This window comes from Bradyrhizobium sp. CCBAU 51745, from assembly GCF_028128715.1.
In the GTDB taxonomy this organism is placed as follows: domain Bacteria; phylum Pseudomonadota; class Alphaproteobacteria; order Rhizobiales; family Xanthobacteraceae; genus Bradyrhizobium; species Bradyrhizobium manausense.
On sequence record NZ_LBJP01000084.1, the window covers coordinates 55,204 to 68,861 of the forward strand.

At 64.6% G+C, this 13,658-nt stretch carries 14 protein-coding genes and 1 tRNA gene; 14 read left to right on the top strand and 1 reads right to left on the bottom strand.

The genetic code is table 11. From position 1 onward, the window contains the following. Positions 1-71 precede the first annotated feature (71 nt). From XH98_RS24800 to XH98_RS24810, 3 genes are all read left to right on the top strand, one after another. A complete protein-coding gene (locus tag XH98_RS24800; protein WP_271600298.1) occupies positions 72-482 on the top strand; it encodes a TIGR02300 family protein in 411 nt (136 codons plus the stop codon). 91 nt (positions 483-573) lie between these two features. After that, positions 574-649 (top strand) — tRNA-Ala (locus XH98_RS24805). Positions 650-843: 194 nt separating this feature from the next. Then, the gene (locus XH98_RS24810) at positions 844-1,080 is read left to right on the top strand and encodes a GIY-YIG nuclease family protein (RefSeq protein WP_271620205.1); all 237 of its coding nucleotides are present in this window, start codon (positions 844-846) and stop codon (positions 1,078-1,080) included. A 17-nt stretch (positions 1,081-1,097) separates the two neighbouring features. Here XH98_RS24810 and XH98_RS24815 read toward each other — a convergent pair whose 3' ends face one another. Next, positions 1,098-1,556 (bottom strand): MarR family winged helix-turn-helix transcriptional regulator, encoded by a 459-nt coding sequence (locus XH98_RS24815; RefSeq protein ID WP_271600297.1) that lies wholly within the window; start codon positions 1,554-1,556, stop codon positions 1,098-1,100. A gap of 156 nt (positions 1,557-1,712) precedes the next feature. Here XH98_RS24815 and XH98_RS24820 point away from each other — a divergent pair, with 156 nt between their 5' ends. The 11 genes from XH98_RS24820 to XH98_RS24870 all read left to right on the top strand — a co-directional run bounded on the left by XH98_RS24820 (position 1,713) and on the right by XH98_RS24870 (position 13,628). After that, positions 1,713-2,138 (top strand): organic hydroperoxide resistance protein, encoded by a 426-nt coding sequence (locus XH98_RS24820; RefSeq protein WP_194478699.1) that lies wholly within the window; start codon positions 1,713-1,715, stop codon positions 2,136-2,138. A 171-nt stretch (positions 2,139-2,309) separates the two neighbouring features. Then, entirely contained in the window at positions 2,310-3,506 is a 1,197-nt protein-coding gene (locus tag XH98_RS24825) for a CaiB/BaiF CoA transferase family protein (RefSeq protein WP_271620206.1), read from the top strand. A 216-nt stretch (positions 3,507-3,722) separates the two neighbouring features. Next, positions 3,723-5,039: a sn-glycerol-3-phosphate ABC transporter substrate-binding protein UgpB gene (gene ugpB, locus XH98_RS24830; RefSeq protein WP_271600295.1), complete on the top strand. Its 1,317-nt coding sequence runs from the start codon at positions 3,723-3,725 to the stop codon at positions 5,037-5,039. 54 nt (positions 5,040-5,093) lie between these two features. Next, positions 5,094-5,975: a sn-glycerol-3-phosphate ABC transporter permease UgpA gene (gene ugpA, locus XH98_RS24835; protein ID WP_271600294.1), complete on the top strand. Its 882-nt coding sequence runs from the start codon at positions 5,094-5,096 to the stop codon at positions 5,973-5,975. Continuing rightward, the gene (gene ugpE, locus XH98_RS24840; RefSeq protein ID WP_271600293.1) at positions 5,975-6,823 is read left to right on the top strand and encodes a sn-glycerol-3-phosphate ABC transporter permease UgpE; all 849 of its coding nucleotides are present in this window, start codon (positions 5,975-5,977) and stop codon (positions 6,821-6,823) included. Before ugpA ends, ugpE begins: the two co-directional genes overlap by 1 nt. Positions 6,824-6,829: 6 nt before the next feature. Continuing rightward, positions 6,830-7,915: a sn-glycerol-3-phosphate import ATP-binding protein UgpC gene (locus XH98_RS24845; RefSeq protein WP_271600292.1), complete on the top strand. Its 1,086-nt coding sequence runs from the start codon at positions 6,830-6,832 to the stop codon at positions 7,913-7,915. 236 nt (positions 7,916-8,151) lie between these two features. Then, on the top strand, positions 8,152-8,577 hold the full coding sequence (locus tag XH98_RS24850) for an Hsp20 family protein (RefSeq protein WP_011083554.1): 426 nt from the start codon (positions 8,152-8,154) through the stop codon (positions 8,575-8,577). Between the two features lie 50 nt (positions 8,578-8,627). Then, complete coding sequence (locus XH98_RS24855; protein WP_057752251.1) at positions 8,628-8,900, top strand: DUF1150 family protein; 273 nt, start codon at positions 8,628-8,630, stop codon at positions 8,898-8,900. 473 nt (positions 8,901-9,373) lie between these two features. Further along, positions 9,374-10,015, top strand: coding sequence for a TetR/AcrR family transcriptional regulator (locus tag XH98_RS24860; protein WP_271600290.1), 642 nt, complete (start codon positions 9,374-9,376; stop codon positions 10,013-10,015). Continuing rightward, the gene (locus XH98_RS24865) at positions 10,012-12,699 is read left to right on the top strand and encodes a molybdopterin-dependent oxidoreductase (RefSeq protein ID WP_271620207.1); all 2,688 of its coding nucleotides are present in this window, start codon (positions 10,012-10,014) and stop codon (positions 12,697-12,699) included. The genes XH98_RS24860 and XH98_RS24865 overlap by 4 nt, the downstream gene beginning before the upstream one ends. Next, positions 12,696-13,628, top strand: a complete 933-nt coding sequence (locus XH98_RS24870) for an FAD binding domain-containing protein (RefSeq protein ID WP_271620208.1) — start codon at positions 12,696-12,698, stop codon at positions 13,626-13,628. Before XH98_RS24865 ends, XH98_RS24870 begins: the two co-directional genes overlap by 4 nt. The last annotated feature ends 30 nt before the right edge of the window (positions 13,629-13,658 follow it).

A 13,658-nucleotide genomic window follows, 5' to 3' on the forward strand; every position in this document is an offset into this window, starting at 1 on the left:
CGCTATTGACAGCGGGCCGCCAACTAGCCAAGTGAAACACCGCTTTTCAGACATCCCAGGATTCCTCTGCCGTGGCCAAGTCCGAACTCGGAACCAAACGTATTTGCCCGACCACGGGCAAGAAGTTCTATGACCTCAACAAGAATCCGGTGATCTCGCCCTATACCGGCGAGGTTGTGCCGATCGCGCCTGTGGCGCCCACCCGCGGCACCCGCGGGGCCGAGGCACGCCACGCTGCAGCTGCGGACACCGCGCCGGAGCCGGCCGAGAACGAAGAGTTGGTCTCGCTCGAGGAGGCCGATGCCGAGGAGAACACCGGCAAGGTCAAGGCCGTCGTGCCCGAATCCGAGGACGATATCGAGGTCGACGAGACCCTCGACGACGACGATGACGATGATTCGACCTTCATTGCCGACGAAGAAGAGGGTGATGAGGACGTGACCGACATCATTGGTGATGTCGGAGGCGACGAAGAGACTTGAGATCAGTCCTGATCTGTGAAAAAGGGTGCACCGCGCGAGTCGGAAGGCTCGCCGGTCGGGAGTGATCCCCCAGGATCATCCCAAGGGTTAAGGGGCCATAGCTCAGCTGGGAGAGCGCTTGCATGGCATGCAAGAGGTCGGCGGTTCGATCCCGCCTGGCTCCACCAGCCTTCGCTCGCTTCGCGAGCTTCGGCTGGGCAAGCCTGAGGAAGTCCCTCGTAGCGAAGTGAGCGAAGGCTGTCCCGCCATAGCCCGGAGGGCGACGGCGGACTGGGGCTGATATCCATGCTGTCTGCCCTATCGCTAACAACATCCTAAACGTGTCTCAGATCTGCTATCCTACCTCTGGAGAGGAAGCAGATTGAAATACGTCTATATCCTCGAAAGTCTCGATTCCGAGCACTTCTATGTCGGCATCACCGACGATCTGCGGGCGCGCCTGGCAAAACACAATGCCGGCGAGGTGCCGCACACGTCAAAATATGGCCCTTGGCGAATTCGCACGTATTTCGCTTTCGACGACGCCGCACGGGCTGCCGCATTCGAGCGATATCTGAAATCTGGTTCTGGTCGCGCGTTCGCCAAGAAGCATTTCTGACCGTGCGCGTTCGGGGCCTACTCCCCAATCACCGCATTCAACCGATCCCTCAGCGCGACAATCTCGTCTTTCATCGCGATCAGCTCCGACACCGTGCAATCCGACGCCGCGAGGATCGATTGCGGCACGCTGCGCGCTTTCTCCTTCAGCGCATGCCCCTGCGGGGTCAGGGCGATCAGCACCTGACGCTCGTCCTCGCTCGAGCGCGTGCGCTTGACGAGGTGCGCGGCCTCGAGCCGCTTCAGGAGCGGCGTCAGCGTGCCTGAATCCAGAAACAGCTTTTCGCCGATGTCCTTCACCGGCACGTCGTCGCGCTCCCACAGCACCAGCATGACAAGATATTGCGGATAGGTCAGGCCGAGCCGGTCCAGCAGCGGCTTGTAGACGCGGTTGAAGGCGTGCGCGGCCGAATAGACCGCGAAGCAGATCTGGTTGTCGAGGCGTTGCGGATCGAGGGTCGCTGATTTGCGGGCCATGGAGAATCTCTTGAGACTGGCCCGCATTGTGGGACCGGGCGGGCCTACATTCAATTGCGAACAATTAAATGTGAGGCTTGCGGATTTCAATTGCACGCAATCTAATTGTTTGCAATACAGACCGTACCCCAACCGAAGCCCCTCAGGGAGACGAAAATGTCCGTGAACGTCCTTTACAAGACCAGCGCGAAAGCCACCGGCGGCCGTGACGGCCATGCTGCGACCCTCGACGGCGCGCTCGACGTCAAGCTGACCACGCCGAAGGAGCTCGGCGGCGGCGGCGGCGCCGGCAACAATCCCGAGCAGCTGTTTGCGGCCGGCTATGCCGCCTGCTTCATCGGCGCCATGAAGTTCGTGGCCTCGCAGGGCGGCCCGAAGGTTCCCGCCGACGCCTCCGTGACCTCGACCGTCGGCATCGGCCCGCGCTCGGCCGGCGGCTTCGGCCTCGACATTGATCTCGCCGTCTCGCTGCCGGGCCTGTCCCGCGCGGACGCCGAAGCGCTGGTCGAGAAGGCGCACCAAGTGTGCCCGTACTCCAACGCGACGCGCGGCAATGTCGACGTTCGCTTGACGGTCGTCTGATCCGGACGGTGAAATGGCTGGCCCGGGATCCCTCTCGGGCCGGCCGCTTCCGCGAGATTTCCCACGCTGCGGGATTGCGCGGCGACGCATACGCCCCCACGCGACAGGCCATTGCTGGCGCGTTCGAACCTCGCTAGGCCTGTGATCAATATCGACACAGGGAAGCAAGGCATGACTGACACAGGCGCAATGAGCGGACTTCGCGTCATCGATCTCACGCGCGTGCTTGGTGGCCCCTATTGCACCCAGATCCTCGCCGACCACGGCGCCGACGTGATCAAGGTCGAGCCGCCCGCGGGCGACGAGGTGCGCGACTGGGGTCCTCCCTTCCACGACGACGACGCGGCCTATTTCATCGGCATCAACAGAAACAAGCGCTCGATCGGTCTCGACCTCGCCTCCGAAGGCGGCCGCCTCGTGCTGATGAAGATGCTGGAGACGGCCGACGTCCTGATCGAGAATTTCAAGCCGGGCACGCTGGAGAAATGGGGCATCGGCAACGATGTGCTCGCCCAGAAATTTCCGCGCCTCGTGCATTGCCGGATCTGCGGCTTCGGCGCCGACGGCCCGCGCGGCGGCAATCCCGGCTATGACGCCATCATCCAGGCCATGACCGGAATGATCGCGGCGACCGGATCGCCCGAGAGCGGCCCGATGCGGATCGGCGTGCCCTTGGTCGACATCACCACAGGCCTTTACGCCGCGATCGGCATCCTGATGGCGCTGTCCGAGCGGCAACGCTCCGGCAAGGGCCAGTTCCTCGAGACGACGCTGTACGAGACCGGCCTTGCCATCATGCATCCGCACACCGCGAATTATTTCATGCATGGCAGCCCGCCTGGCCTCACCGGCAACGAGCACCCGAACCTCGTGCCGTACGCGATCTTCCCGACCAAGACCGACAACATCTTCATCGGCGTCGGCAATGACGGCACCTTCCGCAAGCTCGCCAAGGAGATCGGCAAGCCCGAGCTCGGCACCGACCCGCGCTTTGCCCGCAACAAGGACCGCATCGCCAATCGCGAGGCGCTGCGCGCCGAGCTCGCCGCGGTGTTCAGCCAGCACGAGGCCGAGCCGCTATGCAATCGCCTGCTCGCCGCGGGCCTGCCCGCAGGCCCCGTGCAGAAGATCGACCAGGCGCTGACCAATCCGCACACTGTCGCCCGCGGCGATGTCATCGAGAAGGACTGGTACAAGGGCGTGGCTTCGCCGATCCGGCTCGATCGCAGTAAGCCGAGCCTGCGCCGGCTGCCGCCGAAGTTCAGCCAGCACTCCCAGGAGGTGCTGGGCGAGTTCGGCTACTCAAGGTCGGAAATCGACGCGATGGTCGAGAGCGGCGTGGTCTGCGGGCCCGAGCGCAAGCGCTAGGCCCAACTGCCGCATCCGATGCGTGATGCCGCAGTGCGGCGCGGGCATTGGTGTGCACCGCGAACGCCGGCCGTTGCGCGGCGCGTTCGCCTATTTGACGACTTCCCTTTTCCGGCGCTTGCCGCTTTCGTTTCGGCCGCTTACACAGTCATGTGAACGTCATATGGCGCTGCTAGCGCAAGCGCTTCTTTATTGACGGCTGAGGGAGGTTTCTTGATGGCTCTTCGATTTTTTGGGGCGGCTGCCGCTGTCGCAATGGCAGTCGGCATGACGGCTTCGCCGGCGCTGGCCGTGACTGAAATCCAGTGGTGGCACGCGATGACCGGCGCGAACAACGACGTCATCGTCAAGCTCGCCAACGACTTCAACGCGGCGCAGAGCGACTACAAGGTCATCCCGACCTACAAGGGCAGCTATCCCGACACCATGAACGCCGGCATCGCCGCGTTCCGCGCCGGCAATGCGCCGCATATCATGCAAGTGTTCGAGGTCGGCACCGCGACCATGATGGCCGCGACCGGCGCCGTGAAGCCGGTCTACAAGCTGATGGCCGACGCCGGCGAGAAGTTCGATCCGAAGGCCTATCTGTCCGCGATCACCGGCTACTACTCGACCTCGAAGGGCGAGATGCTGTCCTTCCCATTCAACTCGTCGTCGACAGTCATGTGGGTCAATCTCGACGAGCTGAAGAAGGTCAATGCCGAGATCCCGAAGACCTGGCCCGAAGTGTTCGAGGTCGCCAAGAAGCTGCACGACAACGGCCATCCGACCTGCGGCTTCTCCAACTCCTGGGTCACCTGGGTCAATCTCGAGCAGCTCTCCGCCTGGCACAACGTGCCGCTCGCCAGCAAGGCGAACGGCCTCGACGGCTTCGACACCAAGCTCGAGTTCAACGCACCGCTGCAGGAGAAGCATCTCGAGAAACTGGTCGAGCTGCAGAAGGACAAGACCTACGACTACGCCGGCCGCACCAACCAGGGCGAAGGCCGCTTCACCTCGGGCGAGTGCGCGATCTACCTGACCTCGTCGGCCTTCTTCGGCAACGTCAAGGCGCAGGCCAAGTTCAACTTCACCGCCGTGCCGATGCCTTACTATCCCGACGTCAAGGGCGCGCCGCAGAACTCGATCATCGGCGGTGCCTCGCTCTGGGTGATGGGCGGCAAGTCGGCCGACGAGTACAAGGGCGTCGCGAAATTCCTGACCTTCCTGTCGGACACCGATCGCCAGGTCTACATCCACAAGGCCTCGGGCTATCTGCCGATCACCAAGGCCGCCTACGAGAAGGCCAAGGCCGAGGGCTTCTACAAGGATCAGCCCTATCTCGAGACCCCGCTGCTCGAGCTGACCAACAAGGAGCCGACCGAGAATTCGCGCGGCCTGCGCCTCGGCAACATGGTCCAGCTGCGTGACGTCTGGGCGGAAGAGATCGAGCAGGCGCTCGCCGGCAAGAAGACCGCCAAGCAGGCGCTCGACGCCTCGGTCGAGCGCGGCAACACCATGCTGCGCCAGTTCGAAAAGACCGCCGTAAAATAAGGCGAAGGCGCCGGCGGGCCGCATCGATCAGCGGCCCGCCCGCGCTACCCCATCATGCAAAAGCAAGCGATTTTCCAATCAAAGCTGCTGCCTTACGCGCTGGTTGCCCCGCAACTCGCGATCGTCCTGGTTTTCTTCTACTGGCCGGCCTTGCAGGCCGTGATCCAGTCGTTCCTGCTCCAGGACGCTTTCGGCCTCTCGACGAGCTTCGTCTGGTTCGAGAATTATTTCGAGCTGTTCAGTGAGCCCGCCTATTTCGAGACTGTCGTCCGCACCTTCTTCTTCTCGTTCGCGATCGCGGCGTCCTCGCTCTCCGTGGCGTTGCTGCTTGCGGTGATGGCGGACAAGCCCTTACGCGGCGGCGCGGTGTATCGCACGCTGCTGATCTGGCCCTATGCGGTGGCGCCGCCGGTGGTCGGCGTGCTCTGGGTGTTCATGCTGCATCCCTCGCTCGGCGTGCTCTCGCGCTATTTGCGCGCCGCCGGCATTGAATGGAATCCGCTGCTCGACGGCAACCAGGCCGCGACACTCGTCATCCTCGCCGCCGCCTGGAAGCAGATCTCCTATAATTTCCTGTTCTTCCTCGCAGGGCTCGCGGCGATTCCGAAAAGCGTGCTCGAGGCCGCCGCGATCGACGGCGCGCGCCCGATGCGGCGGTTCTGGACCGTGACCTTCCCGCTGCTGTCGCCGACCATCTTCTTCCTCCTGGTCGTCAACATCGTCTACGCCTTCTTCGACACCTTCGGCATCATCGACACCATGACGCGCGGTGGCCCCGGCACCTCGACGGTCACGCTGGTCTACAAGGTCTATAATGACGGCCTGATCGGCGGAAATCTCGGCAGCTCGGCGGCGCAATCGGTGATCCTGATGATCATGGTGATCGTGCTCACCGGAATCCAGTTCCGCTTCGTCGAACGCAAGGTGACCTACTGATGGTCGAGCAAGAGGGCTTCAGGCGTTACGTCGCCCACATCATCCTCTGGATCGGGATCGCGATCGTCGCCTTTCCGGTCTACGTGGCCTTTGTCGCGTCGACCCAGGACAACGCGTTGATTGCCAACGGCCAGATGTCGCTGCTCCCGGGCGGCCATTTCTTGGAGGTCTATTACCAGACGATTTTCGTCGGCACGAGCGGCACGACCCGCGAGCCCGTCGGCAACATGATGTTCAATTCGCTGGTGATGGCGCTGGCGATCGCGATCGGCAAGATCGCGATCTCGATCATCTCCGCCTATGCGATCGTGTATTTCCGCTTTCCGTTCCGGATGCCGATCTTCTGGATCATCTTCATCACCCTGATGCTGCCGGTCGAGGTGCGCATCTATCCGACCTACAAGATCGTCGCCGACCTGCACATGCTCGACAGCTATGCGGGCCTGGCGCTGCCGCTGATCGCATCGGCGACGGCGACGCTGTTGTTTCGCCAGTTCTTCATGACCGTGCCGGATGAATTGCTGGAGGCCTCGCGCATCGACGGCGCCGGTCCCTTGCGCTTCTTCTGGGATACGCTGCTGCCGCTGTCGCGCACCAACATGGCGGCGCTGTTCGTGATCCTCTTCATTCTCGGCTGGAATCAATATCTCTGGCCGCTGCTCATCACCACGCGCGACGACATGCAGACCATCCAGATCGGCATCCGCAAGATGATGACCACCAACGATGCGCTGACCGAATGGCCGATCGTGATGGCGACGGCCGTGCTGGCCATGCTGCCGCCGGTGTTCGTCGTCGTCGCCATGCAGAAATTGTTCGTGCGCGGCCTGGTCGAGACGGAGAAGTAAAGAGAGATGGCCAACGTCACCCTGCGCAACGTCCGCAAGACCTACAGCGGCGGCTTCGAGGCCATCAAGGGCGTCAACGTCGATGTCGGCGACGGCCAGTTCTGCGTGCTGGTCGGCCCCTCCGGCTGCGGCAAGTCCACGCTGCTCCGCATGGTCGCCGGCCTCGAGACCGTCACCGGCGGCGAGATCGACATCGGCGGCAAGGTCGTCAATGGAATCGAGCCCGCCGATCGCGACATCGCGATGGTGTTCCAGAACTACGCGCTCTATCCGCATATGAGCGTGTTCAACAACATGGCCTACGGCCTGCGCAATCGCGGCATGCCGGAAGCCGAGATCAAGACCCGCGTCGAGGAAGCCGCGCGGGTGCTCGAGCTCTCCGCCATGCTGGAGCGCAAGCCGCGCCAGCTCTCCGGCGGCCAGCGCCAGCGCGTCGCCATGGGCCGCGCCATCGTGCGCCAGCCCAAGGTGTTCCTGTTCGACGAGCCGCTGTCGAACCTGGATGCCAAGCTGCGCATCTCGATGCGCGTCGAGATCCGCAAATTGCAGCGCCGGCTCAACGTCACTTCGATCTACGTCACCCACGACCAGCTCGAGGCGATGACGCTCGCCGACATTCTGGTGGTGATGAACGGCGGCCGGGTCGAGCAGGTCGGCAATCCGCTCGCGATCTACGAGAAGCCGGCGACCACCTTCGTCGCCTCCTTCATCGGCGCACCGCCGATGAACCTGATGTCGACACGCCAGGACGAGATCAAGTCGCAGCTCGGCGGCGCCGCAGGCGAAGCCGGCATCCTCGGCATCCGACCCGAGGATCTCGTCATCACCGACCAGACGCCATCAGGCGGCGTTGCGCTGTCGCTGACCGTCGACGCGATCGAGCGCGTCGGCGCCGAGACTTTCGTCTACGGCTCGCGCGCCCAGGACGAGCAGCCCGTCGCCGCCACGCCGGGCGAGCTGCCGCCGGGCGAGGTCATCGTCCGCATCCCCGGAACCGAGGCTCCTGCGATCGGCGCGAAGATCCATGTCGCCGCAGTCCGCAACAAGCTGCATCTCTTCAGTGGCGATGGACGGACGCGGATCGAGGTCTGATCGGTTCCCGGCCAAACCTGTCGAAAACAACCCCATGCACAGTAGAAGGGGGTCTGTTTTCATTGGGAGAATCGTCCGGAAATCCGGCACCGCCGCGCGGGCAGCGCAAGCAGTGAATCCACAGCCCCTGCTACGTGCTTGAACCCGCACGGGGATATGCCCATATTGCTGACCAAGGGGTGCCTTGATGGGGCCCCGAAACACCAAAGTCGCTTTCCGCGAGGACTTTGTAAACTATGTCTCGTGTTCCCACGCTTTCCAGTCCGTTCCTGCTGGGCTTCGACGAAATCGAGCGCGTGCTCGATCGCGTCGTCAAAGGCGCCGACGGCTATCCTCCCTACAATATCGAGAGGTGCGACCGATCGGACGGCCAGCCCGAGCGCTTGCGCATCACGCTGGCGGTCGCCGGCTTCACCCGCGACCAACTCGATGTAACCATTGAGGAAAACCAGCTCGTCATTCGCGGGCGGCAGCAGGACGACAAGACCCGGCAATACATCCATCGCGGCATCGCCGCGCGCCACTTCCAGCGCACCTTCGTGCTGGCGGAGGGGATGCTGGTGCTGGGTGCGGATCTGAAGAACGGGTTGTTGTCGATCGACCTGGCCCGGCCAGAACCGGAGAGGATCGTTAAGACAATCGCTATCAATGAGCACGAATAATGGAACGAGTAGCGGACTCGACCGCTTAGTTCTGTGAAGGAGTCGAGACCATGAGTGAAGGTCACGTTGCGTTCGAATACGAAGCCAGGAACGTCTCACCCGAGACGCTGGCAAACCTCGGCGAAGGCCACATCGCCTATGTGAAGCAGATCCGCTCCGAGGATGTGCCCGGCCTGTTCCCCGAAGCCCCGAAGATTGCGCCCGGCCTCAAGCTGTTCGCGCTCCACGCCGCCGACGGCACGCCGATCATGCTGACCGACAGCCGCGAAGCCGCAATCGCCAACGCCTGGAGCAATGAGCTGCAAGCGATGAGCGTGCACTAAGCGCGCGTCGCACGAAGAGAGTTTTGAGCGGGCATGCCTTCGCAGGAAGGCGTGCCCGTTTTCATTTGAGAGGTGATGTTTTTCGCGCCGCTATCGCGAGCCAGCGGCAATTCGGCGATGTACCTGCCGCGTGCGGCAGGGCAATGGCATATCGATTGCACGAGGATTGCCTGCGGGTTTGCTCCGCCTCTCCCGCTTGCGGGAGAGGCCGACACGCCCGGGCGATGCGAAGCATCGTCCCGCGCGTGGCGGGTGAGGGTTCTTTCCTCTTGGGGATTGTCTCATTGCGGAGACACCCTCTCCCCGACCCTCTCCCGCAAGCGGGAGAGGGGGGCCTAGTGCCGATGCCGCCACATCGTGCGACCATATGCGCTGTCCCTGTCCGCGTGCGGGGGCGGCCTCGGCCATGCGCGCACGAGGCCGTCATCAATCCGTGATTTGACAGTTCCTTCACATTTGTCAAATCTGACAAAATGCAGGCCAAGGCCCCTCCCCAGGATCGTATCCTCGACGCCGCCATGCGCGTGTTCCGGCGCCACGGCTTCCGCCGTTCCTCGATCGAGCAGGCGGCGGAGGAGGCCGGGCTGACGCGGCAGGCGCTCTATCATCACTTCGCCTCCAAGGAGGCGCTGTTTCACGCCGTGATCGAGCGGCTCTACGAGCAGGGGCTCGCCGCCGAAATCGCGGCAGCGAAGGCGGCGGAAGAATCGGGCCTCGCGCTTGCCGACATCCTGGTCGCGCAGATCGGCGCGCGGATGCAGTCGTTGCTCGCCTCGCTCAAGGACTCGCCCCATACCGAGGAGCTGTTTTCCGAGCACCTCGCGCAGGCGCGCGACCTCTACCAGAGCTATTCCAGCCGTTTCGCCGACGAGATCGCAACCACGATCGCGCGGGTGTGCCGCAAGCGAAAAATGACGCTCGAAAGCGGCGTCAGTGCCCGCGAGCTCGCGCGCTGCGTCGAGATGGCGATCCACGGTACCAAATCCGCCTTCCCTTCCATGCAGCCGTTCGAAGCGTTCCTGAAACAGCTCGAGACCATGCTGCGCATGCTGATCGCCGGCGCGACGGCGCCTGCCGCGAAGAAGTCCCCACGCAAAACGGGAGTTCGAAAATGACCGCCACGACCCTCAATGGAAGGCCTCTGGTGCTATCAGACGATCCGGACGCGCTCTTGATCGACGTGATCCGCGATGGCGGCCTCACCGGCACCAAGCTCGTCTGCGGCTCCGGCGTCTGCGGGGCCTGCACCGTGCTGCTCGACGGCGTGCCCGTCGTGAGCTGCCTGTTGCCGGCGCAGGCGGCCGGCGGCAAATCAGTGACGACCATCGAGGGCATAGGAGCTACCCGATTGCATCCGGTGCAGAAGGCGTTCATGGCGCACGACGCCCTGCAATGCGGCTTCTGCACACCGGGCTTTGTCGTCGAAGCCACCGCCTTCCATGACGGCTGGCGCGCGACCAAGGGCACGGCGACGCCATCGCGCGAGGAGATCGCCGCCGCGCTCGCGGGACATCTCTGCCGCTGCGGCGCCTATGAAGGCATTTTTCGCGCGGTGGCGGAGGCTTGTTCAGGCCGCTTCGACGGCAACGATCCCGTCGCACCGCGGTTGGAAGCCCGCGACAAGGTGACGGGACTGGCCCGCTATACCGTCGACATCCACCATGACGGCCAGCTCGAGGGCGTCATCCTGCGCGCGCACGTCGCGCATGCGAGGATCACCTCCCTTGACCTGGCGCCGGCACGCACTATTCCCGGTGTTGCCGCGGTCGTTCCGCTGCTCGACGATGACAACATGGTCCGCTTCGTCGGCGCGCCGATTGCAGCCGTCGCGGCCAGGGATCGCCGCACCGCATTGCAGGCCATCGCCGCGATCAGCTTCAAGCCCGAGCCTTTCCCCGCGGTGATCGGGCTCGATGCAGCGCGACGCGACGATGCGCCAATCGTGTTCGACAAGAAGGACCGCAAGCGTGCCGGCAACGTGTCCGAGGGCGCCGGCGGCGCTCCGGTGTCGTGGAAGGGCAATGTGCGCGGACCTTCGGCGCCATTCTCGCAGAATGCCAAGCAGGCCAGGAGCTGGCTCGACGAGGCGCGGGCGCAACGCAATCCGCTGGTGGTCGAGGAAACCTTCCGCGTCTCGACGCAACAGCACGCCAGCCTCGAACCACATGCCGCCGTGGCCAGGTTCGACGGCGATGAGCTCACCGTGCACATCTCGACCCAGGCCATTCACGAGAGCATGGAGAAGATCGCCAAGCGCTATGGCCTTCCGCACGACAAGGTGCGTGTGATCGCCGATCATGTCGGCGGCGGCTTCGGCTCCAAGGGCAGCCTTGGCCTCGAGACCATCGCCGCGATCGAGCTCGCGCGCGCCGCGAAGGCGCCGGTACGGGTCGCCTTCGATCGCGAAGAGGAGCTTTCCGTCGCCGGCTATCGTCCGGCCGCCGAATTGAAGCTGTCCTTGCTGCCTTCGGCGGAAGGCCGCCTCAAGGCGCTGTCGCTCACCGCGCATGCCGATACCGGCGCCGCCGTGAACTCGCTGATCTCCGGCCTGGCGCGGCTGATCTATCCGGCCGAAGCGAAAGAGCTCGTCGACTTCGACGTGCTGAGCAACTTGCCGCCCGGCGCGCCGTTCCGCGGCCCCGGCGGTCCGCCGATGTCGTTTGCGCTGGAGCAGGCGGTCGATGAAGCCGCGCTGCGGATGAAGATCGACCCGATCCAGCTGCGCAAGCGCTGGGACCCCGATCCCAATCGCCAGCGATTGTACGACTGGGCCGCAGGCCTCGACGTCTGGAAGAACCGCAAGCCGGCCGCCGCGCAGACCGGGCGCTACCGGCGCGGCGTCGGCGTCGCCACCGGCTACTGGCTCTATCTCTGGCAGACCGGCTCCTCGGTCGAGCTCGCGGTCAAGGGCGGCCGCATCGTCGCAAGCTGCGCGGTCCAGGATATCGGCACGGGCACGCGCAGCGTGATCGCGAACACTGTCGCGAAAGCGTTCGATCTCGAGCCACAGGACGTGGAGGTTCGCATCGGCCGCTCCAACCTGCCGCGAGGGCCGGGCTCCGGCGGCAGCCGCGTCACCGCCTCGGTGGTGCCACCGACCCTGCTCGCCATCGACAAGCTGAAGGCGGAAATCAAGCGCACCGCGTCCCGCACGCCCGCTCCGGGCTCGAACGCGCCGTGGCGCGAGATGATCGCGGCTTCCCCTGATATCGCCGTGTCGGCAAGACGCCAGGAGGACGGCAAGCCGCCGCCCGGCGTGCGGCCCGCGCTGCACGAGGCGGGCATCATGGGCCGGGTGTTCGGTTGGGTGCTGCGCCTGATGAACCACATGGTGGTCGGCGCCGGCGTGCCGAGCTCGGTGCAGCTGATGGAAGTCGAGGTCGATACCTGGCTCGGCCATGTGCGCGTGCTCAACGCCTATACCGGCCTTTCGATCGGCAAGCTCGCCGCGCCGATGCTGGCGCGAAGCCAGGCCGCCGGCGCGGTGATCCAGGGCATCGGCTACGCACTCTATGAGGCGCGGGAGACCGATCCCAGGAGCGGCCACATCCTGAGCGGCAGCATGGAGGATTACCGCATTCCGGGGATTGCCGACATGCCGAAACTGGAGGTGCATTTCGACGAGGCCGGTTTCGAGCATGTGCCCGGTGGCAGCGTCGGCATCGGCGAAGTCGCCACCGTGCCGACCTCGCCCGCGATCGCCAACGCCATCCGCGATGCGATCGGCGTGAGACTGACCGAAATTCCGTTCCGGCCCGATCGCCTGGTGGCCGCGCTGAAGGGGAGGGATGCAGCATGAGTGTCGCCGTCATGACCGCCAAGCCGACTGCCAAGCCCACGCCTGAATTCCGCGCCGGAGGCACCGATTTCAGCGAACGCCGCCGCAGCGGCGTGTCGCAGGGATTGGTGGTCGATATCTCGGCCAGCGGCGACAAGGCGATCACCTGGGACGCCAACGGAGCAGCCCAGATCGGCGCGCTGACCACCGTCGCCACGATCGCGACGGACGCGCTCATCGCCGCTGCCTATCCCGGCATCGCGGCGAGCGCGCAAGGCCTCGCCACGCCACAGGTGCGCCAGGTCGCAACGCTTGGCGGCAATCTCGCGCAGCGATCGCGCTGCTGGTACTTCCGCCGGGCCGACATCGATTGCCTGAAGAAAGGCGGCACCACCTGCCCTGCCCGGTCTGGCAATCATCTCTATGGCGTTGCCTTCGATCTCGGCCCGTGCGTCGCGCCGCATCCCTCCACCATGGCCGCGGCCCTGCTCGCCTATGATGCGACCATCGCCACGGACCGGCGCAGCGGACTCTCGATCGCGGATCTGCTCGGCGATGGCTCGCTCGCGCACGCCGATCACATGCTCGCAGCAGGCGAGATGATCAGGAGCATTGCGCTTCCGGCTCCGCTTGCGGGTGAGCACGCGTCCTACAAGCGCGCGATCAGCCGGACCTATGCGGAATGGCCGCTGGTGGAGCTCTGCGCCCGCGTCGTGATCGCCGGCGGCAAGTTCCAGCTCGTGCGTCTCGCTGCCGGCGGCGTCGCGCCCGTGCCGCTTCGCCTCACCGCCGCGGAAGTCGCGCTTCATGGCCAGGTTGCCGATGCGGCATCGATCGCAGCGGCGGCGAAAGCGGCGACCTCGGAAGCCAAGCCACTACCGATGACGGCCTACAAGCTCGATCTGCTGCAAGGGCTGATGCGCGACGTGCTGGAGCGGCTTTCGGATTAGCCGGCTGGGCACGCTTGCCTCTCCCGCTTG